Origin of the sequence: Sorangium sp. So ce296, assembly GCF_051529605.1 — a bacterium.
Taxonomy (GTDB): Bacteria; Myxococcota_A; Polyangia; order Polyangiales; family Polyangiaceae; genus Sorangium; species Sorangium cellulosum_D.
In genome coordinates, this window is record NZ_CP150325.1 from 6,611,982 (window position 1) to 6,633,359 (window position 21,378).

The 21,378-nt window shown below is 72.8% G+C and carries 14 protein-coding genes; 4 read left to right on the forward strand and 10 right to left on the reverse strand.

Going from position 1 to position 21,378, the window contains the following annotated elements:
• Positions 1–29: 29 nt before the first annotated feature.
• The 5 genes from WME98_RS24565 to WME98_RS24585 all read right to left on the reverse strand — a co-directional run bounded on the left by WME98_RS24565 (position 30) and on the right by WME98_RS24585 (position 5,770).
• Positions 30–1,454, reverse strand: coding sequence for a M20 family metallopeptidase (locus WME98_RS24565; protein WP_437953476.1), 1,425 nt, complete (start codon positions 1,452–1,454; stop codon positions 30–32).
• A gap of 214 nt (positions 1,455–1,668) precedes the next feature.
• Positions 1,669–2,871 carry a lanthionine synthetase C family protein gene (locus tag WME98_RS24570; RefSeq protein ID WP_437953477.1) on the reverse strand — a complete coding sequence of 401 codons (1,203 nt, stop codon included), beginning with the start codon at positions 2,869–2,871 and terminating at the stop codon, positions 1,669–1,671.
• Positions 2,872–3,053: 182 nt separating this feature from the next.
• Positions 3,054–3,677, reverse strand: coding sequence for a hypothetical protein (locus WME98_RS24575; RefSeq protein WP_437953478.1), 624 nt, complete (start codon positions 3,675–3,677; stop codon positions 3,054–3,056).
• A gap of 150 nt (positions 3,678–3,827) precedes the next feature.
• The gene (locus WME98_RS24580; RefSeq protein WP_437953479.1) at positions 3,828–5,111 is read right to left on the reverse strand and encodes a hypothetical protein; all 1,284 of its coding nucleotides are present in this window, start codon (positions 5,109–5,111) and stop codon (positions 3,828–3,830) included.
• A complete protein-coding gene (locus WME98_RS24585) occupies positions 5,108–5,770 on the reverse strand; it encodes an RNA polymerase sigma factor (protein ID WP_437953480.1) in 663 nt (220 codons plus the stop codon). Before WME98_RS24585 ends, WME98_RS24580 begins: the two co-directional genes overlap by 4 nt.
• A 316-nt stretch (positions 5,771–6,086) precedes the next feature.
• Here WME98_RS24585 and WME98_RS24590 point away from each other — a divergent pair, with 316 nt between their 5' ends.
• Positions 6,087–6,980: an STAS domain-containing protein gene (locus WME98_RS24590; protein WP_437953481.1), complete on the forward strand. Its 894-nt coding sequence runs from the start codon at positions 6,087–6,089 to the stop codon at positions 6,978–6,980.
• 133 nt (positions 6,981–7,113) lie between these two features.
• Here the strand turns inward: WME98_RS24590 and WME98_RS24595 are convergent, their stop codons facing one another.
• Positions 7,114–7,977 (reverse strand): sialidase family protein, encoded by an 864-nt coding sequence (locus tag WME98_RS24595; RefSeq protein ID WP_437953482.1) that lies wholly within the window; start codon positions 7,975–7,977, stop codon positions 7,114–7,116.
• Between the two features lie 740 nt (positions 7,978–8,717).
• Between WME98_RS24595 and WME98_RS24600 the strand changes: the two genes are divergently transcribed.
• The 3 genes from WME98_RS24600 (at position 8,718) to WME98_RS24610 (ending at position 16,117) form a co-directional block, all read left to right on the forward strand.
• Entirely contained in the window at positions 8,718–11,717 is a 3,000-nt protein-coding gene (locus WME98_RS24600) for a PEP/pyruvate-binding domain-containing protein (protein WP_437953483.1), read from the forward strand.
• A gap of 524 nt (positions 11,718–12,241) precedes the next feature.
• Positions 12,242–12,583 carry a hypothetical protein gene (locus WME98_RS24605; protein ID WP_437335383.1) on the forward strand — a complete coding sequence of 114 codons (342 nt, stop codon included), beginning with the start codon at positions 12,242–12,244 and terminating at the stop codon, positions 12,581–12,583.
• A 168-nt stretch (positions 12,584–12,751) separates the two neighbouring features.
• A complete protein-coding gene (locus WME98_RS24610) occupies positions 12,752–16,117 on the forward strand; it encodes an ATP-binding protein (protein WP_437953484.1) in 3,366 nt (1,121 codons plus the stop codon).
• Between the two features lie 12 nt (positions 16,118–16,129).
• Here the strand turns inward: WME98_RS24610 and WME98_RS24615 are convergent, their stop codons facing one another.
• From WME98_RS24615 to WME98_RS24630, 4 genes are all read right to left on the reverse strand, one after another.
• Positions 16,130–17,137, reverse strand: coding sequence for an aldo/keto reductase (locus WME98_RS24615; protein WP_437953485.1), 1,008 nt, complete (start codon positions 17,135–17,137; stop codon positions 16,130–16,132).
• Between the two features lie 265 nt (positions 17,138–17,402).
• The gene (gene mglC / locus WME98_RS24620; RefSeq protein ID WP_437335386.1) at positions 17,403–18,446 is read right to left on the reverse strand and encodes a galactose/methyl galactoside ABC transporter permease MglC; all 1,044 of its coding nucleotides are present in this window, start codon (positions 18,444–18,446) and stop codon (positions 17,403–17,405) included.
• Positions 18,447–18,481: 35 nt separating this feature from the next.
• Positions 18,482–19,996, reverse strand: a complete 1,515-nt coding sequence (locus WME98_RS24625; protein WP_437953486.1) for a sugar ABC transporter ATP-binding protein — start codon at positions 19,994–19,996, stop codon at positions 18,482–18,484.
• Positions 19,997–20,075: 79 nt separating this feature from the next.
• Positions 20,076–21,089: a galactose ABC transporter substrate-binding protein gene (locus WME98_RS24630; RefSeq protein WP_437953487.1), complete on the reverse strand. Its 1,014-nt coding sequence runs from the start codon at positions 21,087–21,089 to the stop codon at positions 20,076–20,078.
• Between the last annotated feature and the right edge of the window lie 289 nt (positions 21,090–21,378).

Sequence of the window (21,378 nt, forward strand, 5' to 3'; positions counted from 1 at the left end):
GCCGCGGCGCCGAGCCCGCCGCGGGCCGCTCAGCGCGGCCGCGCGGCGTGGTCGGCGATCACGCTCGCCACGCAGCAGGTCAGCTTCTTCCCCATGCCGAGGTGCAGGAACTCGTTCGGTCCGTGCGCGTTCGATTGCGGCCCGAGCACGCCGGTGATGAGGAACTGCGCCTCGGGGAACTTCTCCCCCAGCATCGCCATGAAGGGGATCGTCCCGCCCTCGCCGATCCCCATCGCCGGCCGGCCGAAGAACGCCTGCGACGCCTTGCGCACCGCCGCCTCCAGCCAGGGCGCCGTCGCCGGCGCGTCCCAGCCGGGCGACGGCTCGCTCACGCGGAACCGGACCTCGGCGCCGTACGGCGGGTCCTGCTCCAGCGTCTGCTGCAGGGCCGCCGCCGCCTTCTTCGGGTCGACGCGCGGCGGGATGCGCATCGAGAGCTTCGCCCGCGTGAACGGGCGCAGCACGTTGCCCGCGCTGGCGATGGGCGGGAGGCCGTCGGCGCCGGTCACGGAGAGCGCGGGGCGCCAGGTGCGGTTCAGGAGGAGCTCGGCCACCTCGCCGGTCACCGGGCGCGCGCCCTGCACCCACGGCAGCTCGCTCACGACCGTCGCGCCCAGGACCTCGGCCGCGGCCCGCGCCTGCTCGACGCGCTCCCTCGGGATCTCGACGTGCAGCGCGTCCACGAGGACGCGCCCGGTCCGCTCGTCCTCGATGCGCGACAGGAGCTGCCGCAGGATCCGGAAGCTCGAGGGCACGACGCCGCTGCCCACGCCCGAGTGGATGCCGTCGCGCAGGATGCTCACCTCGAGCGTGCCCTGGAGGAGCCCGCGGAGCGACGTCGTGGTCCAGAGCTGGTCGTAGTTGCCGCAGCCCGAGTCGAGGCACACGACGAGGCTCGGCTTGCCGATGCGGTCCGCGAGCGCGTCGATGTAGGCCGGCAGGTCCGGGCTGCCGCTCTCCTCGCAGCCCTCGATGAGCACCACGCAGCGCGCGTGCGGGACCCGCTGCTCGTGCAGGAGGCGCAGCGCGGCGAGCGACGCGAAGCCGGAGTAGCCGTCGTCCGCGCCGCCGCGGCCGTAGAGCCGGTCGCCCTCGCGCACCGGCTCCCAGGGGCCGAGCCCCTGCCGCCAGCCCGTCATCTCGGGCTGCTTGTCGAGGTGGCCGTAGAGGAGCACCGTGTCGTCGCCCCTGCCCGGCACCTCCATCAGGATGACCGGCGTGCGGTTCTCGAGGCGCACGACCTCCACCGTGAGCCCGGGGATCGGCTGCGCCTTGCACCAGGCGGCGAGGAGCGACGCCGCCTTGTCCATGTGGCCGTTCTCGCGCCAGGCGGGGTCGAAGGCCGGCGACTTGTTGGGGATGCGGATGTAGTCGTGCAGCGCGGGGACGATCTCCTGCTCCCAGCAGCGCTCGCAGGACGCGACGGCTTCACTCTCGTCGAGCTTCGTCAGCATGGACCTCTCCAGGGTTGAGGACGGCGGTGATCTCCGGGGCCGACTCTACAGCGCCGGTGGGGCGGGTGTACCGCCGAGAGGGGAGGTCTGGCAGATCCTGCGCGCGGCGGCGCGGCGGCGTGGTGCACGGACAGGCGGACGGGCTCCGCGCCGCGCTTGGAGAGCCGCCGTCCGGGCGCGCCGGGCGAGCGTGGGCGCGCCGGGCGCGAGGCGCTCACCACAGGCTGTCGATCCCCGGCATGCCGCGGCTGCGCCCGTCGAGGCAGTCGAGCACATAGCAGGCGAGCCCGGCGTCGCCGGTCAACAGGCTGTAGCGCCACTGGCCGACCCGGTGGTGCTCGGCCTCCGACTGCGCGATGGCCCACGTGGCGAACGCGCGGGCGCGATCGAGCCAGGAGGCGTCCTGCGTGCGCCGGTAGATCTCGAGCAGGGCGGCGCCGTTGCCGTCGGTGCCGTGGCACAGGGCCACGCCCTTCGCCAGCGGCCCGGCGGCCACGATCGACCGCGCGCCCTTCAGGAGCAGCGGCAGCGCCTCGGGCAGCGCCGCGTGGCGCAGCGACGTGATGATCCCGGGCGCGCCGTGGCACCACTGCAAGAGCGGCTTCGACGGCGGCCCCGCGTGCGCGGGCCAGTTGGCGAGCTCGCCGTCGATCGTCGCCAGGCGGCCGAGCCCCTCGAGCGTCCGCGCGCGCAGCTGCGATCGCTGCTCCGGGCTCAGCAGGGCATGGGCGCGCCAGAGCGCGTAGAGGTTGCCGGCCCACCCGTGCGCGGCCCCGAGATAGCGGACCCGGCGGCCGTACAGGTCCTGCTCCCACAGCCAGACGCCGAGGGCCTCGTCGTGCGTCCAGCTCTCCCACAGCGCCGCCGCGCTGTCGCGGATCAGCGCTGCCCAGCGCTCGTCCCCGGTCGCCTCGTGCAGGAACAGCGCCGCGAGCATCGTCCCGGGCGCGCCCCACAGCGCCTCGCGCGCGGGGTTGTCGCGGTTGTCGCGGACGATCTCGGCCAGGCGATCGGCCTTGCGCGCGTCCGGTCGGGCCAGACAGCACACCGTCAGCAGGGCGCTCTCGCCGAGGAACCACGACGGCACGCGCTGGCCGTCGTCGGGCGAGCGGAGGTACTCCTCGAGCACCTCGTCGAAGATCTCCGGCAGGCTCATCGGCAACCTGCAGAAGCCCGCCACCGCCGCGCGGGCGAGGGCGAGCCAGACGCCGCACGCGCCGAGGTACAGGCCTTGGTACGGGCGGGGCGCCCCCGGGCCCGGGGCGCCCTCGGCGTCGCGCGGATGCACCGGCCAGCCGTGCCGGCCCCGGGCGGCCAGCGCGTCCGCGGCCCATCGCTCGAGCCACGCCCGCGCCCGCCCGGGGTCCCAGGGCTCGGGCGGCAGCGTGACGTGCCGTGTCGGATCGTAGAGGGTCATGCGGCCTCGGGCGCCGCGACGGCGCGGCGGCCCGGCCGAGGATAGCAGCGAAGCGGAGCGCGACACGCGGGACGGCGGCCGGGATCGCGAGCGCGGCCGCCGTGCTCCCTCGCCTGCGCGACCCCCGTCATCGGTGAGGCTTCATCGCGCGGAGCGCCGAGGGGGAGGGACGCGACCGCGGCTCAGGGACAGCAGGTGAAGAGCGCGCTGGTGACCCAGGCCTCGGGGCAGAGCAGCACGCCTGTGCCGTAGCCGATGTGGAAGAGCTGCTGGCCGGTCTCCGCGCACAGGGTGGTGGCCTCTTCATCGAGCGTCTGCGCGGGCTGGCACACGTCGCCGTGGTCGATCTTGCTCGTCCAGCACGCGGGCGAGGGCAGGGGCTCCGCCGCCGGGCAGCACTCGTAGAAGGCCCTGGCCGTCGTGACGCCGGTGCAGCCAGGGCTGTCCCTCTCGTAGTCGAACATGGCGAGGTCCGCGCCCTGGTTCCTGCACGTGATGTAGGCCTGATCCTTCAGCTCGACGCCGTAAACGCACGTGAGCCCGTCCCCCAGCTCGCCGCCCCAGCACGTCTCCGGCGGAGGAGGGGGAGGCGGAAGCGGCGCCGGCGCGGAGCTGCCGGACGGCGGGGGAGGCGGCAGCTTGTCGTCATCGCAGCTCGATCCGTGATCGGCGTCGGCGCTCTCCACGCCCGCCGAGACCGTATCGCTGTCAGGGGCCGGAAGCTCGGGGCTGATGCAGCCTGTGCCGGCGAGGAGGCTGGGAATCGATAGGGTGAACAAGAGACCCATCGTGCAGAAAGAACGCATGGTATCCTCCGTCAAGCCCGGCTCTGGCCGGGCAGCGTCGACGCGCGCGCCGCCGGAGCTCCGGTCGCCGCGCTCTCTTCGTCGTTCCGCGCTCTATCAACCGCGGCCGGGCTGCCGGTTTCCTCCGTCAGGCCATCTTGCGACCGCGGCTCAGGGGCAGCAGGTGAAGAGCGCGCTGGTGACCCAGGCCTCGGGGCAGAGCAGCACGCCTGTGCCGTACCCGATGTGGAAGAGCTGCTGGCCGGTCTCCGCGCACAGGGCGCTGGCCTCTTCATCGAGCGTCTGCAGGGGCTGGCACGCGTCGCCGTGATCGATCTTGCTCGTCCAGCACGCGGGCGAGGGCAGGGGCTCCGCGGCCGGGCAGCACTCGTAGAAGGCCCTGGCCGTCGTGACGCCGGTGCAGCCAGGGCTGTCCCTCTCGTAATCGAACATGGTGAGGTCCGCGCCCTGGTTCCTGCACGTGATGTAGGCCTGATCCTTCAGCTCGACGCCGTGAACGCACGCGAGCCCGTCCCCCAGCTCGCCGCGCCAGCACTCGGTCGGCTCGCCGTGGGCGCACGTGTGCTCGATACGGCCATAGCCGCCGGCTCCGCACGGATCGAGCAGCCTGACCTCGCCGAGGGCGAGGCCCTGCGCGCCGCAGCTCGCCTCGGCCTCGCGCCACAAGGCCTCCGCCGTCCGGCAGCTCGTTTCCTCGTGCGGGGGCTTCGGCTCCGCTGCTGCAGATTCGTCCGGGCCCGCGGCGCTGCTCTCGTCGCCGTGCTCCCCGTCTTGTCCGGCCGCCTCCGCAGGGGCGGCTGCGCCGCCGGAGCTGCGGTGCCACGAGGGGGGCTGTCCGCGCGACGCGTGCGGGGACAGACCTCTCTCCGGCGCGTCGACCCATCCCCGGCTCGACGGGAGCGCGACGGCCGGCGGCTGGGTACGCGCGCGTGGCGGCGGGGGCGGGACGCGGTCGACGGGGAGCTCGCTGCGGCGCCGCCCCGAAGGCGCCTCGCGCAGGTCCGGCGGCGCCGCGGAGCTGTGCGGCGGAGGGGGCGAGGTCCTCGGCGACGGGGCGATCGGGCGGGACGGGCCTCGGAGGAGCGGGGCGTGGATCCGGGGCGGCGCCGCCTCGTGGTTGTCGGCGGGCGTGCGCTCGGGGAGCCCGCCGTCTCCGTCAGGGCGATCGCCGGTGATGCCGACCGCCGGATCGGCGGGGCTGCGCGTGGAGACCTCGGGGGGCGCGGGGCGCTGGACGGTGGCGCCGAAGACGACCGCGGCCGCGCCGGCGGCGACCGCGAGCACGAGCGGGCGTCCCACGCGCCCGACGAGCGAAGGGCGCCCCCCGCGCAGCCGCGCGAGGGCGCGCGCCTTTCGTAGGGGCGGCGGCGTCGCCGCCGCGAGCCGCTCGTCCACCTCGCGCAGCAACGCGAGCAGGTCACGGTCTCGCGTCATGGCTTCACCTCCCATCCGGCGTCGCGGAGCCGCGCGACCGCCCTCTGAATCAGCTTGCACACGTACCCTTTGGAGTGGCCGAGGACGCTCCCGATCTCCTCCTGCTCCTTGCCGTCGAGATAGAACATCGAGAACGCGACTTGCTCCTTGGGAGGCAGCTTGCCCAGCGCCTCGAACGCCCGGCGAAGATCGTCGCGCGCGATGGTCACGTCTTCCAGCGCCGGGCGCGGATCGGCCTGGTCCTGCCCGAGCAGCCAGCGGATGGGCGGGAGGGCGAGGAACCGGTCCCGCCGCAGTCGGTTCAGACATCGATTCGAGGTCGCCCGGTACAGCCATCCTTCGAGGTTGTCTCGATCGCTCAGCGTCGCGAGCGCCTTCATCAGGTCGAGGAACACGTCCTGCGTCACGTCCTCTGCCCAGGCCACGTTGCCGTGGCCGTAACGGAGGGCGAGGCGGTACACCAGGCGATGGTGGCGGCGGTACAGCGCCTCGAGCTCCAGCGCCGCCGCGCCCGAGGTCCGCGCCGTGGCCGGGGTACCCGGCGGCGGCGCCGGACCGACGCGCTCGGTCGGGTCGTCCCGCTCGTCGTCGCCCGGATGGGAGAGCATCTCTTCGGTCCGGGCCTGTGGGCCGAGCTGAGATCGCGCGGCGAGGTTCATGGGAGCCTCCGCGCGAGGGACCCGTCCGCCGCGACGCACCATGAGCCGACCACGAGCTCCGCCATCTCGCCCTCACCACAACCGAGCTCGCCATCGGTTTCCTCTCCGCGCGCCGGCGGCGACGATCGCGCAGCCGGACCTGGGCGCGCTCGCGGCGCGCGCCCCCTCGCGGAGCGCGCGCCCGGGTCGCGGCGGTCCGATGCGCGTCGAGCGCCGGCCGCCGCCGCCCTCCTCGGCAGCGCACGCGCTGCGCCGCTCCGATCGCCCTGCGACGTGCTTCTTTGATATACAGGGCGGAATAGGACCGGGGGAACGGATGGCATTTGAGGCGGATTGCAGCGGTATCGTCGCGGAGAACCAGCAGCTGAGGCAGCGCGTCCGGGAGCTGGAGCAGGTCGAGGAGGAGCGGGATCACATCCGGGAGGCGCTGCGCCGGAGCGAGGAGCATGTGCGCCTCTTCGTTACCTACACCCCGGCCGCGGTGGCCATGTTCGATCGGGACATGCGCTACATCCTGGCCAGCAGCCGATGGTTGGCGGATTACGGCTTGAAAGAGCGAGAGATCATCGGCCGGAGCCATTATGAGCTCTTCCCCGACATCCCCGAGCACTGGAGGGCGGTCCACCGGCGGTGTCTCGTGGGGGCCTCGGAAGGCAATGATGGGGAGGCCTTCCCGCGGAGCGACGGGCACGTCGACTGGGTGCACTGGAAGATCTTCCCGTGGCACACGACGAGCGGCGAGATCGGCGGGATCATGCTGTTCACGGAGGTGGTCACCGAGCGAAAGCGGCTCGAGGATACGCTCCGGATGCAGGCGAAGACGCTCCAGGAGCTGTCGACGCCCATCGTGCCCATCAGCCAGGGCGTCCTCGTGCTGCCGCTCGTGGGCGTGCTGGACGCGGCGCGGGCGCAGCAGATCATGGAGAACCTGCTGGGCAAGGTGGTCGAGCGGCAGGCGCGGGTGGCGATCATCGATGTCACGGGTGTGCCGCACATCGACACGGCCTCGGCCGCCGGCCTCCTGCAGGTGGCGCGGGCGGTCCGGCTGCTCGGGGCGCAGGTCGTCCTGACGGGCATCCGACCCGAGGTGTCCCGGGCCATCGTCGGCCTCGACATCGAGCTCGGCGGCGTCGTGGTCCGACGCGATCTGCAGAGCGGGATCGCGTTCGCGAACGCGGCGGGCTCGGCGGCGGCGTCGCCGGCGGCTTGACGCTGCCTGCCGAGGGGGCTGCTGCTCGCTCACCGCTCGGGGGCGGAAGGATGCGAGAAGTCCTCGCGGTAGCTGCCCTGCTCGATCACGAGCGCGTCGAGGAGGGGGCGGGCCGCCGGACGCCGCCTGCGGCTCACAGGTACACGACGATGTGCGCGACGTTGAGGTGGTGCTTCGGATCGGTCCCGGTCCAGCCGATCATCAGCTTGTCCCCGAGCCACGCGAGCGACGGCACCGCCGCGCTGGTATCCTCGAAGGTCGCCTTGCTTCCCCACGTCCGGCCACCGTCGCGCGACGCCATCATGTTGAGGTGTCGCTGCGCGTCGCGCCCGGTCCATGCCATGTAGGTGACGTTATCGCTGGCAGGCGCGAAGACCGGGGCGAGATCGCTCGACTCCCCGAGCGTCACCTTGTTGCCGAAGCTGCGGCCGTCCTTCGATTGCAGGATGTTGAGGCTCCGGTTCGCGTCCGTGCCGCTCCAGCCGAGGTAGATCGTGCCGTTCATGAACGCCAGCGAGGGCGCGGCGCCGCTGGTCTCGCCGAGGGTCACCTTGTCGGAGAACTGGCGGCCGTTCGTCGAGGAGACGACGTTCAAGCGGCCGTCCGTCCCCGTCCAGGCGAGGTAGAGCGTGCCGTTGCCGTAGGCGAGGGCCGGCGCGGCGTTGCTTGTCTCTCCGAGCGTGACCTTGGTCGCGGGCGGGAAGGTCCGCCCGCCGTCGGACGAAGCGATGACGTTCAGGTGGTGCGGGTCGTCGGTGCCGGTCCACGCCACGTAAAGCGCCGCGCCCCCCGACGCGACGGCCGGCTGCCCGATGGACGTCTCAGGCAGGGTCACCTTGCCGCTGATGGAACGGCCGTCCTTGCTCTGAGCCACGTTGACGTGGTGCTCCTGGTCCGTCCCCGTCCACGCGACGAGCAAGGGCGAGGCGCCGCCGAGCGTCGTCCCGCCGAGCGCCGTGTCATCGAGAGTAACCTTTTGCTGAAGCGTGATATTCATGTCGAGCTCCTGTCTGTGTTCGTGAGTTGCCGCCGTCGCTGACATCACCGCGTTTCGCGGATTGCAAGCGCATGAGATGACTCGCCTCATCGGGCATGTGGCATCGTCGGATGCGTCGACCGATGAGGAGCGCTTCCGCGAGGCTGTGACTCAGCGGCGTCGAGGTTGGGTCCTTTGCCGGGCCTCGATGCCCGCTGCGATGACCCTGAGACGCTTCATTGCAGTGCTCGTGCCACGCGCGCGAGCAAGGAGAGCCGCGGCGAAAGCAGCGTTTGCGGCGCTCGGGACGGCCCCCGAGCGCTCGCGGGCCTGCGCGCGCCGGCAACGATTTGCCGGCAACAAGCAAGTACTTGCCAGGTTGCCGGCGAGAGCACCCTGGCCATCGACGGGTCCAGGACAGGCCGCGAAGCAGGCCTGCTGAAAGCGCCCCCGGGACGGATGCGCCCCTGATCGATCGAGACCTCGGCCAATCAGGCACCTCCCGCGTTTTTCCCGTGCAGACCTCCGGGGCGGCTCGCCCTGCGCGCGGGCCCTGGCCCTGGCGGCGCGGGCCCTGGCACAACGCGGCGCACGGGACGCTGTGCCAAGCGTATAAGTGTATGAAATCTATGGTTTTCTTCGCCCTGCCAGGCGCCCGCCGGCGTGGCATACGGCATGCTGGCGGGGCGGGTATGACGGCGAGCTCATCCCACGATCGCCGCCCGCGTCGCGCGCTTCGTGCGCGCGCGGGGGCGGGCCTGTTGACGTTGGCCACCTTCGTCGGTTGTTCGGGCGAGACGCCCGCTCCGCCGCCGGAGCAGACGTCGACGAGCTGCGACTTCGTGCTTCCGGCGGGCGGCGCGCCCGCGCCGAGCGGCGATCTGCGCATCAACGAGGTGATGACCGGCAACGACGGCGCGTGGGTCGATGAGATCGGCGAGACCGACGATTTCATCGAGCTCGTGAACATCGGCGATCGCGCGCTCGATCTCGGGGAATACGCCCTGGGGGAGAAGCTCGGCGAGGCGACGCGGTTGCCGCAGCAGACGCTGGGGCCGGGCGAGACGGCGCTCTTCTGGGCCGACGACGCGCCCGAGCAGGGCCCGCGGCACCTGCCGTTCAAGCTCTCGAGCTCGGGCGCGCGCGTGCTGCTCTGGGCGCCGTCGTGCGCGCTCGCCGACGCGATGGACGTGCCGGAGCTGCCGCGCTCCGAGAGCTACGCGCGCTTGCCCGACGGGACGGGCGAGCCGTCGATCTGCCGCTACGCCACGCCCGAGCGCGAGAACGGCGAGAGCTGCGATCCGCCGGAGCCGCCGAGCCTCGGCGACAACGTCAACTTCGCGCCTTACCCGTGGCCCGAGCCGTTCCCGGCCATCGCCGGGCCGCTCGTCATCTCGGAGCTGTCGCTGCGGCCCGCGGGGTTCGTCGAGGTGCTGAACGCGAGCGACGAGGCCGTGGCGCTCGACGGCTTCGCGCTGCGCCTGTCGGCGCTCGCCCCGGGGCAGGCGCTGCCCGGCGACGGCGCGGGCGCGCCGCTCGCGTGGCCGACGCCGTCCGCCACGCTCGCGCCCGGGGAGCGCGTGAGCGTCCCGGTGAGCGCGGCCGACACCGCCGAGATCGAGGCTTCGCCGGACTTCGAGGGCGTGGTGACGCTGTGGCAGGCCGGCCGGCCGGAGCCGAGCGATCGGATCGACTTCATGGCGTGGCCCGAGGGGGCGTCGCTGGCCCGCGTGCCCGACGCCACCGGCGCGCCGCGCTTCTGCGAGGCGGCGAGCCCCGGCGCGGCGAACGAGGGCTGCGCCGAGCTGTCCAGCCGCCCGCTCGCGAGCGGGCGCGCGCGCCGGCTCGAGACCGCCGGCGATTTCGACGCGCTGTCCAAAGGTGGCACCGAGGTCGGCGAGGCCGGCGTGAAGTTCGTTGTCGACATGGCCGCGAACGACACCGTGCACCTCCTGAGCACGGAGAAGTGGGCGCTCCACTACACCTTCATCCGCGAGCAGATCCAGCGGGAGCCGCACCTCGATCGCTGTGATCCCGCGCAAGCCGCGGAGTTCAACACCGGCTGGGGGCTGTTCAGCCAGTCCGAGTACTTCCGCGTCGAGGGGCGTCGCTTCCTCCTCGGCACGCTGGTGCAGCACACGAACGGCGCCAAGACCGTCGAGTTCGCCCCCGGCGACAAGATCGTCGGCGCGCAGATGCGGCGCGCGTTCTTCGCGGCGATGAAGGCGGTGCCCGACCCGGAGGCGTGGTCGATCCGGCCCACCGAGGCGCGGCAGATCGCCGAGGCGCGCGCGATCGAGGGGACCGCGCCGCTGGTCGGGCCGAACGCGCCGTACCGGGGGCTCACCTACCAGCCGCTCAACCCGGCCGAGGGGTTCGGCACGCTGACGTTCGTCCCGGGGCGCGAGCTGGAGACGGCGGAGCTCGGCCCGAACGTGATCGTGGTGACGGACGACGTGCCGAACGAGACGGCGTTCATGGGCGGCCTCATCACCGAGGCGTTCCAGACGCCGCTCTCGCACGTGAACGTGCTGGCGCGCGGCCGGGGGACGCCGAACATGGCCCTGCGCCGCGCGCGGGAGGACGAGCGCCTGAAGGGCCTGTTCGGCAAGCTGGTGCGGCTCGAGGTGCGCGCGACGGACTTCGACCTCCGCGAGGCGACCGCGCAGGAGGCCGACGCCTACTGGGAGGCGCGCAAGCCGAAGGGCGAGCGGCTCTCGCCGGCGCTCGACGTCTCCGTGCGCGGCGTCGTGTCGCTCGACGCCGCGAATTACGCGATGAGCGACAGCATCGGGTCCAAGGCGGCGGGCATGGCCGAGCTGTACCGCGTGAGCGGCGTGGGGGCGTATTGCCCGCCCGACCTGATTCCGCTGTACGTGCCGCCCGCGGCGTTCGCGATCCCGTTCTCGCATTACATGGATCATTTCGAGGCGAGCGGCGCGGCGGAGCTCCTGGCCGAGCTCGAGCAGGACCCCGAGTTCCGCGCGGACCCGCGCGCGCACGCCGAGGGGCTGGCCGAGGTGCGCGCGCGGATGCTGGAGCACCCGGTGGATCCCGCGCTCTTGAGCGAGGTCGAGGCCGCAATCAAGCGGCGCTTCGGCGGCGACCGCGTGCGGCTGCGCAGCAGCAGCAACACCGAGGATCTGGCGACCTTCAACGGCGCGGGGCTGCACACGTCGACGAGCAGCGATCTGGAGGCGGAGTCGAGCTCCATCGAGGACGCGCTGCGGACGGTGTGGTCGAGCCTCTGGAACACGCGAGCCTACGACGAGCGCGAGTTCGGGCACGTCGAGCAGGCGCGCGCGGCGATGGCCGTGCTCGTGCACCAGGCCTGGCAATCGGAGCGCGCGCAGGGCGTGGCCATCAGCCGCAACGCGCTCGACGCCACCCGCGACAGCCAGTATTACATCAACGCGCAGATCGGGGAGGCGTCGGTCACCAACCCCGCGCCCGGCGTCACCAGCGACGAGATCGTGTACACGCCGCCGCCGCGCACGATCAAGGCGGAGTACCACGCTCGCTCGAGCCTGACGCGCGGGCGCGACGTGCTGTCGTTCCCGGAGGTCCAGCGGCTCGGCTGCGTGCTCGGGTCGATCCACGACCATTACCGGCCGCTGGTGGACCCGGAGGGGGAGAACCGGCTCTACGCGATGCAGATCGAGTGGAAGCTGATCGGCCCGGAGCGGCGGCTGCTGGTCAAGCAGGCGCGGCCCTACAGCTTCGGCGCGCTCGTGGCGCCGGGCGACTGCCGCGAATACTGAGACCGAGTTGCCCGAGCCCGCCCCGCGTTGAGGCGTGAGATCTCGTCGAGCCGCCCGGCGCCCGCGCGCGGCTCGTGCGAGACGCCTGCGCCAGCGGACCTCCCTCCTTCCGGAGAGCGCAGGGCCGCCGGACGTGACCGGACGCAATTCACCCGCCATGTGAAGAAATGCAAACCGATCGCGAGCCGTCGATCGCGCCGATGTCGTGTCCAGGGCAGACCGCCACGCCCCCTCTCCGGCAACGAACGTTCTTATGCGTTCTGCTATCCTCGCGAGAAGTCAATGATATCTATCGACGGTCCATCGATGTATTGATGAGCCTGTTGCCGCTATGCGGCCTGCGACGCCTCAGGCTGAGTCTGCCGTGTGACCGCTCGTGGCTTCATGTCGCGCTCTGCCTTAACCAAATCTTATCAATGCTTCGTCTTGCACGTTGAACGAGGCTCTTCTATGTTCGCGGCGTCGCAGGCGCGACGCGCGCATTCCGCGCCCTGGACGACGGCCTGCGATACAGGAGCTATGTCATGAAGATGCGACGAGCGTTCGCGGCCTTTGGCATCATTGCTGCTGTGGGCATCACCGGGTGCGTGGGCTCCGAAGAGCCTGCGGAGCCGGAGATCGTCCGCCTGGACCCGAGCGAGGCCGCAGAGAACCCGCTCGGCAGCTGGAGCGGGCCCTCCTCTGGTCCTGCCGCAGAAGCGCAGTCGGTCGGCGAGACCTCAGATTCCGCCGCATACTGTTGGGTGTGGCTCGACTACTGCGTCGATCCGCGTACCGGGACGGGGACCTGCCACGATAACGGCGGCTGTAGCTGGGAGCAGTTCATCGATGCGTGCATTAGCCTGTACGAAGACATCTGCATCTGAGCGTAGCGGGGAGTCCCGCCGCGCGTCTTGAGACCGCTCCCAGCTCGGGTGCGCGCGCCGGCACCGCCGGCGAAGGCCGGCGCGCGCCCGGCGCTGGCAGGCGTTCCCCTGGGTCGCCCGCGCCCGATGCCGGGCCGGCGCGCGCCCGCCCGGTGGTAAGGTGGGCGCGTGGTCCTGCGTCCGGCAGCCTGGGTGGGTCGCGACCGAGAGCTGAACCTGCTCGACGACCTGCTCGGCGCGGCGCTCGCCGGCCGCGGATCGAGCGCCCTCGTGGCCGGCGAGGCCGGCATCGGCAAGACGCGCCTGCTCGAGGAGCTCGCCGAGCGCGCGCGGGCGCGCGGCTTCGCGGTCGCGTGGGGGCGCGGTTGGGAGCTCGGCCAGGCGCCGAGCTTCTGGCCCTGGCTCGAGATCCTGCGCGCGCTGCTCGGGCGGCCGCGGGCGCCCGCGGCGTTCGCCGGCCGGCTGCGCGGGCTCTTGCTCGAGCTCGCGCCCGGGGAGCCCGCGCGCGGCGCGGACGTGTTCCAGCTCTACGACGCGGTCGCCTGCCACCTCGCGGCGCACGCGCGCGAGGAGCCGATCGCGCTCTTCTTCGACGATCTCCACGCCGTCGACCCCTCGTCGCTCGAGCTCATGGAGTTCGTCGCGCGGGGCCTGCGCGCCGAGCGCGTCGCGCTCTTCGGCAGCCGGCGCGACGTCGACGGCCGCCGGCCGGAGGTCGACGGCCGCCGGCCGGAGATCGAGCGGCGCCTCTCGCGGCTCGCGCGGCTCTGCGAGCACCTCGGGCTCGAGCGCCTGTCCGAGGGCGACGTGAGGGTCTGGATCCAGCAGACCACGGGCGACGACGACCCGGGCGCGGCGCGCCGGATCCACGCGGCCAGCGACGGCAACCCGCTCTTCGTGAGCGAGCTCCTGCGGCTGCCCGCGCCCGCCGCGCGGCGCTCCTCCGCCGACCTGCCGGGCACGCTGCGCGCGCTCGTCGGCGAGCGCCTCGCCGCCCTCGAGGCGGGCCACCGCGAGGCGCTGCGCGCCGCGGCGCTGGTCGGGCGCGAGTTCGGGCTGCCCCTCGTGGCGGCCCTGCTCGAGCGGCCCGCCGCGGAGCTCGAGGCCGCGGCGCACGAGGCGTGCGCCCTCGGCGTGCTCGCGCCGGTGAGCCCGGGCCGTTACCGCTTCTCGCACGCCCTCGTGGCCGAGACGCTGGTGCAGGAGCTGCCCCCGGCGCGGCGAGCGCTCCTCCACCAGCGCGCCGCCGAGGCCCTGGAGGCCCGCCACGAGGGCGACCCGTCCGCGCCCCTCCACGAGATCGCGCGCCACTGGCTCGAGGCGGGCGTCGCGTCGGCGCCGCGGGCCGCGCGCGCCGCCGAGCGCGCCGCGCGCCTCGCCATGGCGCGCCTCGCGTTCGCGGACGCCGCCGCGCTCTACGAGCGGGCGCTCGCGGCCGAGGCCCTCGCCTCGCCCGTCGATCCGGCGCGGCAGGGGGAGCTGCTCGTCGCGCACGTCGAGGCGCTGGCGCGCGCCGAGCAGCGAGCGAGCGCCGAGGCCGCGTGCGAAAGGGCCGTCGCGCTCGCGCGGGCCCGCGGGGACGGCGCGCTGCTCGCGCGGGCCGCGCTCGCGCTCGGCGCGGAGAGCCGCGCCGGCGCCGCCGATCGCGAGGTCGCGCGCCTGCTCGCCGAGGCGCTCTCGCTCTTGCCGCCGGGCGACAGCCCGCTCGCGGCCCGGGTCAGCGCGCGGCTCGCCAGCGCGCGCCAGCCCGAGCTCGACCCGCGAGGGCCGATGGACCTCGCCCGGAGCGCCATCGCCATGGCGCGGCGCTTCGACGATCCGGGGCTCTCGCTCTCGGTCATCCACGCCGCGCTCGGCGCCCTGATGGACTTCGCGCCGCCCGGGGAGCGCGCCGGCCTGAACGCCGAGGCGCTCGAGCTCGCGGTCTCGCTCGGCGACGGCCCGCGCGCGCTGCTCGCGGCGCAGCGCCTCGCCTTCGATCGCGCCGAGCTGCTCGACGCGGGCGGCTTCGAGGGCGCGCTCGGCCGCTGCGAGGCGCTCGCGCGCGAGCTCGGCCAGCCGCGCTACGGCTGGGTGCCCGCCATGTTCCGGTCGATGCGCGCCGAGTGGCAGGGGGACCTCGAGCGCGCCCTGCGCTGGGAGGACGAGGCGCGCCGGATCCGCGATCAGGGCGCCGCGGAAGGCGCGAGGCTCGTCCCCTCCCGGCCGCTCGCGCGGGCGCTCGGGCGCTACGACCCCGAGCGCCTCGAGCGCTTCCTGGGCGAGCTCTCGAGCCGGGCGCCCGACAGCGCCGCCGTGCCCCTGTTCACGGCGCTGCTCGCGAGCTGGCGCGGCCAGGAGGGGCCCGCGCGCGCGGCGCTCGACGCGCTGTGCGCGCGCGGCTACGCGGGCTTCCTGCGGCGTCCCGAGCCCCCGCGCGGCGGCCCCGGGCCGGACGATCCGACCGTCGCCGGGTACATCCACATGCCGGAGCTGGCCGTCGAGATCGCGTGCGCGCTGGGGGACGCGCCCTGGGCGCGGGCGCTCTACGACGAGCTCGCCCCGTCCGCCGGCACGGCGTTCGTGCTGACCACGACCGCGTTCTCCCTGCACGGGCTGGTCGATCTCGCCCTGCTCAACCTGAGCGCCGCGCTGTCGCGCTGGGACGACGCCGAGCGGCACGCCCGCGCGGCCCTCGCCGCCGCCGAGCGGCTGGGCGCGCGGCCCCTCGCGGCGCGCGTCCACCACGATCACGCCCGCGTCGCGCTCGCGCGCCGGCGCACGGCGGGGGCCAGCGAGCGCGACGCGCTCGCGGCGAGCGCCCGGGAGCGGCTCGAGCGGGCCGCGGCCCTCGCGGGCGAGGTCGGCCTGAGCGCGCTCGAGGAGCGCTGCCGCCGGGCGCTCGCCGGGCTCGAGGGCGCGCCGGCCGCGCCGCCCGCGCCGCCCGCGCCGGCCGACCCTTCGCCGGCGCCGGCCGACCCTGCGGCGGCGCCGGCCGACCCTGCGGCGGCGCCGGCCCGCCCTCGACCCGGGCGCGCCGAGCCGCTGCGGCTCGTCCGGGAGGGCGAGTACTGGACCGTCAGCGCCGCGGGCGCCCTGTGCCGCGTGCAGGACAGCCGCGGCATGCGCATGCTGGCGCAGCTCGTGGACGAGCCCGGCCGAGAGCTCCACGTGCTCGAGCTCTCGGGCAGCCCCGCGGGCGTCGATCCCGGCGACGCGGGCGAGATCCACGACGCGCGGGCCCTCGCCGAGTACCAGGCGCGGGTGCGCGAGCTGCGCGCCGAGATCGAGGAGGCCGCGGCCTTCAACGACCTCGGCCGCCGCGAGCGGCTCGCCGCGGAGCTCGAGGCGGTGACCCGGGAGCTCTCGCGCGGCCTCGGCCTCGGCGGCCGCGCGCGGCGCGGCGCCTCGGCGGTCGAGCGCGCGCGCGTCAACGTCCGCCGCCGCCTGACGCTCGCGCTGCGCCGCATCCGCGCCGCGAGCCCCGCCATCGCCGACGAGCTCGAGGCGGCGCTGCGCACCGGCGTGCACTGCGTCTACACCCCCCCGACCTGAGCGCCTCGCCGCTCAGCCGCTAGCACGGTCGAGCTCCGCGCAGAGCTCGGGCGAGAGCTCCAGGTTCACGGCGCGCAGGTTCTGCTCGAGCTGCTCGAGCGTCCGCGGCCCCACGAGCGGGACGACGCGGGGGGCGCGCTGGTGCATCAGCCACGCGAGCACCAGCTGGTGCGGCAGCACCTCGAGCCGCCGCGCGATCGCGGCGACGGCCTCGAGGCGCGCGTCGCTGTCGCTGCCGAGGTAGGGCTGCATGGCCCAGTGGCCCTGCCGCTTCTCGGCGCTGTCGTAGATCCCCTTCAGGATGGGCGAGTACGCGACCAGCGTCAGGTCCGGGTGCTCGCGCAGGTAGTCGAGCTGCTCGTCGTCCACGATCGACGTGTGCTCGAGGCCCTGGCGCCGGCGGAGGTAGCTGTGCTGCTGCTGCAGCGCCACCGGCGCGGGCCAGCCCTCGGCCGCGCAGCGCTGGCGGATGCGCTCGAGGCGCCAGGTGCGCACGTTCGACCAGCCGATGAACCGCGCCTTGCCCGCCTTCACCAGCTGGGCGAGCGCCTCGAGCGTCTCGTCGAGCGGGGTCACCCGATCGTCGACGTGCACGTAGTACAGGTCCACGTGGTCCGTCTGCAGCCGGCGCAGGCTCGCCTCCAGGGCGCGCTCGAGCGTCTCGCGGCCGGCGCCCTCGAAGTCGCGGCGCGCGCTCGTCCAGTCGACCTCGCCGCCGCGCCAGTGCGCGTCGGGGGTCCGCACCATCGCCGCGCCCTTGGTCGCGAGGAACACCTGCCCGCGGTTGCCGCGCTGCGCGAGCCAGCGCCCCAGCACCGCCTCGCTCTCGCCGCCGTGGCTGCCCTGTCGCAAGAACCAGCCGTAGCAATTGGCGGTGTCCAGGAAGTTGCCGCCCCGCTCGACGTAGCGATCGAGCATCTGCCGCGACTCCTCCTCGCTCGTCAGCGTGCCCATCAGCATGCAGCCCAGGCTCAGCTGGCTGACTTTCTGGCCCGTGTTTCCCAGCTCGACGACCTTCATCGTGCGCTCTCCTGGCTCGAGGTGCCGCATCGGGACCGCGCCCGGCGCATGCCGTCTCCCGGGCCGCCCGCCTCGAGCCGCGCGGGCGCCACCCGAGGGGCGTAACTTGGCGAGGAACGGACGTAACCCGGGCGATCTCGCGGCGCCGGCCGCGCCGGAGGGCCCGCCGTTCCCCGGCGAGCCCGCCGTTCCCCGACGGGGCCGAGGCCTCTCGGGCCAGCGCCGCGTCGCCCAGGCTCGTCCCGGCGCTCCCGGCGACGGAGGCTCAGCGCTTCCGCAGGTACTTGCGAATGTCGACGGAGACGGCCGCCACGATGATGATGCCCTTGATGATCTGCTGCCAGTAAGGGGACACCCCGAGGATGACGAGGCCGTTGTTGAGCACCTCGAAGATGAGCACTCCGGTGAGGATGCCGCCGACGGTCCCGACGCCGCCTGACGTCGAGACGCCGCCGATGACGCAGGCCGCGATGGCGTCGAGCTCGTACATCAGGCCATAGTTGTTGGTGGCGCCGCCGGTCCTCGCCGCGAGGAGCGCCCCGGCCAGGCCGTAGAGGGCGCCGGCGAGGAGGTACACGAGCAGGAGCGTCTTCGGGACGTCGACCCCCGAGACGACCGCCGCTTCGCGGCTCGAGCCGATGGCATAGATGTTCTTGCCGAGGCGGGTCTGGTTGAGGAGCACCCAGATGAAGAACGTGATCACCGCCGCGATGATGACGAGATACGGCAGCGCCCAGTCGCCGCCGAAGCGGATCGCGCCGGTGCCGATGGCGGTGAAGTCGTCCCGCAGGCCGCCGATCGGCTGGGCGCCGAGCGGCGGGCGGTCGACGTAGAGCGACGCGGCGCCATAGGCCATGATCATCGTGCCGAGCGTGGCGATGAAGGGCGGCACGTTGAGGAAGGCCACGATCGACCCGTTGACGAGCCCGACCGTGGCGCCGACGCTGACGGCCGCGGCGACGCACAGGAGCACCGGCTGGCTGGCGAGGTGCGGGTACATCCGGCTCGCGTAATCGGGCCGCTGCAGCAGCGAAGCGGCGACGCAGGCGGCGAGCCCCACCGTGCGGCCGGCGGACAGGTCGGTCCCGCGCGTGATCAGGACCCCTCCCTCGCCGAGGGCGATGATCACCCGGACGGAGGAGATGATGAGGACGTTGATGAGGTTGGCCACGCTCAGGAAGCTGGGCCGCAGGACGCCGATCACGAGGACCAGGAGGAGGAGGACCAGAGAGATCGCCTGCCGGCTGGCGAACTCTCGAACTGCCCTCATGCGATCGCGGGCGGCGCCGCCGGCGCTGCTGGTTGCCATGGAGTGGTCCCTCTGCTTTCGATCGATCCGGTGGCTCAGCGGAACTGCGTGGACAGCGACATGATCTCCTCCTGGGTGGCGCTCTTGCCTTCCAGGATGCCCGTGACCCGCCCCTCGCACATGACCATGATGCGATCGGACATGCCGAGCACCTCGGGCAGCTCCGAGGAGATCAGGATGATGCTCTTCCCCCGCCTCGCGAGGTCCGCGATGATCGTGTAGATCTCGTATTTGGCGCCGACGTCGACGCCCCGGGTCGGCTCGTCGAGGATGAGGATGTCGGGGCTCGTGAGGAGCCAGCGCGCCAGGATGACCTTCTGCTGGTTGCCGCCGGACAGGTCCTGGATGAAGGCGCGCGTGCTCGGCGTCTTGACCCGCAGCGCCTCCACGAGCCGCCGCACGTCCGCCTCGGCGCGGCCGAGATCGAGCAGGCCGGCCCTGCGCTCGTAGCTCTTCCAGCTCGCCGAAAGCGTGTTGTCGGCCACGTGGAGCATCGGGAAGATCCCCGTCGAGCGGCGCTCCTCGGTGAGGAGCGCCATCCCGCGCGCGATGGCCTTGATAGGGCTCCCGAGCTGCGCCTCTCTCCCGTCGACGACGACACGACCCTTCGCGACGGAGCGCAGCCCGAACAGCGCTTCCATCACCTCGGTGCGCTGGGCGCCCACGAGGCCGCTCACCCCGAGGATCTCGCCCCGCCGGAGCTCGAAGCTCACGTCCTCGAAGGACCCCGGATCCGCCGAGGTCAGCCCCTCGACCCGCATCACCACCTCGCCGGGGTCGTTCTCGCGCGGCGGGAACCGGTGCGTCATGTCGCGGCCGACCATGCGCTGGATGATGAGATCGGTCGTGAGCTCGGACGACGGATAGGTCCCGACGAGGCGCCCGTCGCGCATGATGGTGACCTCATCGGAGATGCGGAGGATCTCCTCCATCTTGTGCGAGATGTAGATGATGGCCACCCCCTCGCCCCGGAGCCTGCCGATGATCTCGAAGAGGTGCTCCACCTCGTGCTCGGTGAGCGACGAGGTCGGCTCATCCATGATGATGATCCTGGCGCGCCGGGAGACCGCCTTGGCGATCTCCATCGACTGGAGCTTCGAGACCGGGAGGTCCACGGCCCAGGCGGTCGGGTCGATGTCCATCCGGAGCTCCTGGAAGAGCGCCTGCGTGTCCCGCAGCATCTTCTTGTGATCGACCAGCTTGAGCGGCCCGAACCGACGGATCGGGAAGCGCCCCAGCCAGAGGTTCTCCATGACGCTCCGGTAGGCGATCGGCTGCAGCTCCTGGTGGATCATGGCGATGCCGTGATCGAGCGCGGCGCGCGACGACGACAGCGATACGGTCTTGCCGGCCAGCGCGATCGTGCCGGCGTCCGGCGTGTACATGCCGAACAGGCACTTCATCAGCGTGGACTTGCCCGCGCCGTTCTCCCCCATGAGGGCGTGGACGGTGCCCGGACGGACCCGCAGGGTCACCGAGTCCAGGGCCTTCACCCCCGGGAACACCTTGGAGATGCCGCTCATCTCGAGGGCGTAATCGGCGCCGGCCATGACGATCTCCTGTTGCTCTCGGCCGGGGGAGGCGGCGCCGGCCGCTCCCCGACCGACGCGCGTCGCCAGCGCGCTGGCCTCACTTGTACTGCTGGTGGTTCTCCTTCGTGACCTTCCGGTAGGGGACCCAGACGTACCTGCCGTCGAGCGGCGCGACGCTGGTCTTGACCTCGGCGCCGGTGGCGAGCGCGAGGGAGATGTCGAAGATCGCCTTGCCCTGGCCCTTGGCGTCGTTGAGGACGGTGCCGAGGAGCGTGCCGCTCGCGATCGCGTCGAGGGCGGGCGGCGTCGCGTCGACGCCGACGACCGGCATGTACTTGCCGCCGGTGAAGTACCCGGCCGCCTTGAGCGCCTCGATCGCGCCGAGGGCCATGTCGTCGTTGTTGGCGAGGACGACCTCGATCTTGTCGCTGTGCGCGGCGAGGAAGGCGGCCATCTTCTCCTGCCCCTTGACGCGCTCCCACATGGCCGTGTCCTCCGCGAGCTTCTCCACCTGGAGCCCGGCGCCGGTGATGGCCTTGATGGAGTACTCCGTGCGGATCGGGGCGTCCTGGTGCCCGGGCTCGCCGGTCAGCATGACGTACTGGATCTTTCCATCCTTGTTCCGGTCGGCCTCGGGGTGGGCCTTCCAGTAGTCGACGACGATCTCGCCCTGCATCGTGCCGGACTGCTCGGCCTCGGCGCCGACGTAATAGGCCTTGTCCCACCTGGCCATGTCTTCTTTGAGGGGCTCGCGGTTCCAGAAGACCACCGGCACGTCCTTGGCCTTGGCCTTGTCGATGATGATCGGCACCGCGGTCCGGTCGACCAGGTTGATGGCCATGACCTTGAAGCCCTGCACGAGGAACTGGTCGACCTGATCGTTCTGGATGGGCTGCTGGTTCTGGCTGTCGACGATGTTCAGCTCCGCCTTGCCCTTGGCGCTCTCCTCGATGGTCCGCCGTATGTACGACATGAAGGTGTTGTCGAATTGATAGACGGCGACCGCCAGCCTGGGCGTGCCGGAGGCGGCCGCGCCGCTGCTCGGGCCGCCTTCCTGACAGCCGGACATCATGACGGCGACGGCGGCCGCCGCGAAACAAAGCGCCCTCATATGGAGATCTCCTTACGCATCAGCCGTCGAACGAGCGAGGCTCGTCGTGGTCTCTCTGGATTACCGCTGGTGAAAGGACGAGCGCCGTCGAGCGGCGATCGCTTCCACGACGACCGAGCGACGGAGTCGGTGCCTAGACCCGGAGGTCTCGGCGCGCAGGACGGCCCGCCCGTGGCGAAGCAAAAGCACGCACTTCGTCCACATGTTAACGATAACATATGGGGTGTCAACGCGAATCGAACGGCCTGCGGGCCGCCTCGATCCCGGGGAGGGCGCGGCGAGCGGGGCT

Bases quoted from the DNA above. Each gene is read 5' to 3' on its own strand.
- WME98_RS24565 (WP_437953476.1), bottom strand. From the start codon at position 1,454: ATGCTGACGAAGCTCGACGAGAGTGAAGCCGTCGCGTCCTGCGAGCGC.
- WME98_RS24570 (WP_437953477.1), bottom strand. From the start codon at position 2,871: ATGACCCTCTACGATCCGACACGGCACGTCACGCTGCCGCCCGAGCCC.
- WME98_RS24575 (WP_437953478.1), bottom strand. From the start codon at position 3,677: ATGCGTTCTTTCTGCACGATGGGTCTCTTGTTCACCCTATCGATTCCC.
- WME98_RS24580 (WP_437953479.1), bottom strand. From the start codon at position 5,111: ATGACGCGAGACCGTGACCTGCTCGCGTTGCTGCGCGAGGTGGACGAG.
- WME98_RS24585 (WP_437953480.1), bottom strand. From the start codon at position 5,770: ATGAACCTCGCCGCGCGATCTCAGCTCGGCCCACAGGCCCGGACCGAA.
- WME98_RS24590 (WP_437953481.1), top strand. From the start codon at position 6,087: ATGGCATTTGAGGCGGATTGCAGCGGTATCGTCGCGGAGAACCAGCAG.
- WME98_RS24595 (WP_437953482.1), bottom strand. From the start codon at position 7,977: ATGAATATCACGCTTCAGCAAAAGGTTACTCTCGATGACACGGCGCTC.
- WME98_RS24605 (WP_437335383.1), top strand. From the start codon at position 12,242: ATGAAGATGCGACGAGCGTTCGCGGCCTTTGGCATCATTGCTGCTGTG.
- WME98_RS24615 (WP_437953485.1), bottom strand. From the start codon at position 17,137: ATGAAGGTCGTCGAGCTGGGAAACACGGGCCAGAAAGTCAGCCAGCTG.
- mglC (WP_437335386.1), bottom strand. From the start codon at position 18,446: ATGGCAACCAGCAGCGCCGGCGGCGCCGCCCGCGATCGCATGAGGGCA.
- WME98_RS24625 (WP_437953486.1), bottom strand. From the start codon at position 19,996: ATGGCCGGCGCCGATTACGCCCTCGAGATGAGCGGCATCTCCAAGGTG.
- WME98_RS24630 (WP_437953487.1), bottom strand. From the start codon at position 21,089: ATGAGGGCGCTTTGTTTCGCGGCGGCCGCCGTCGCCGTCATGATGTCC.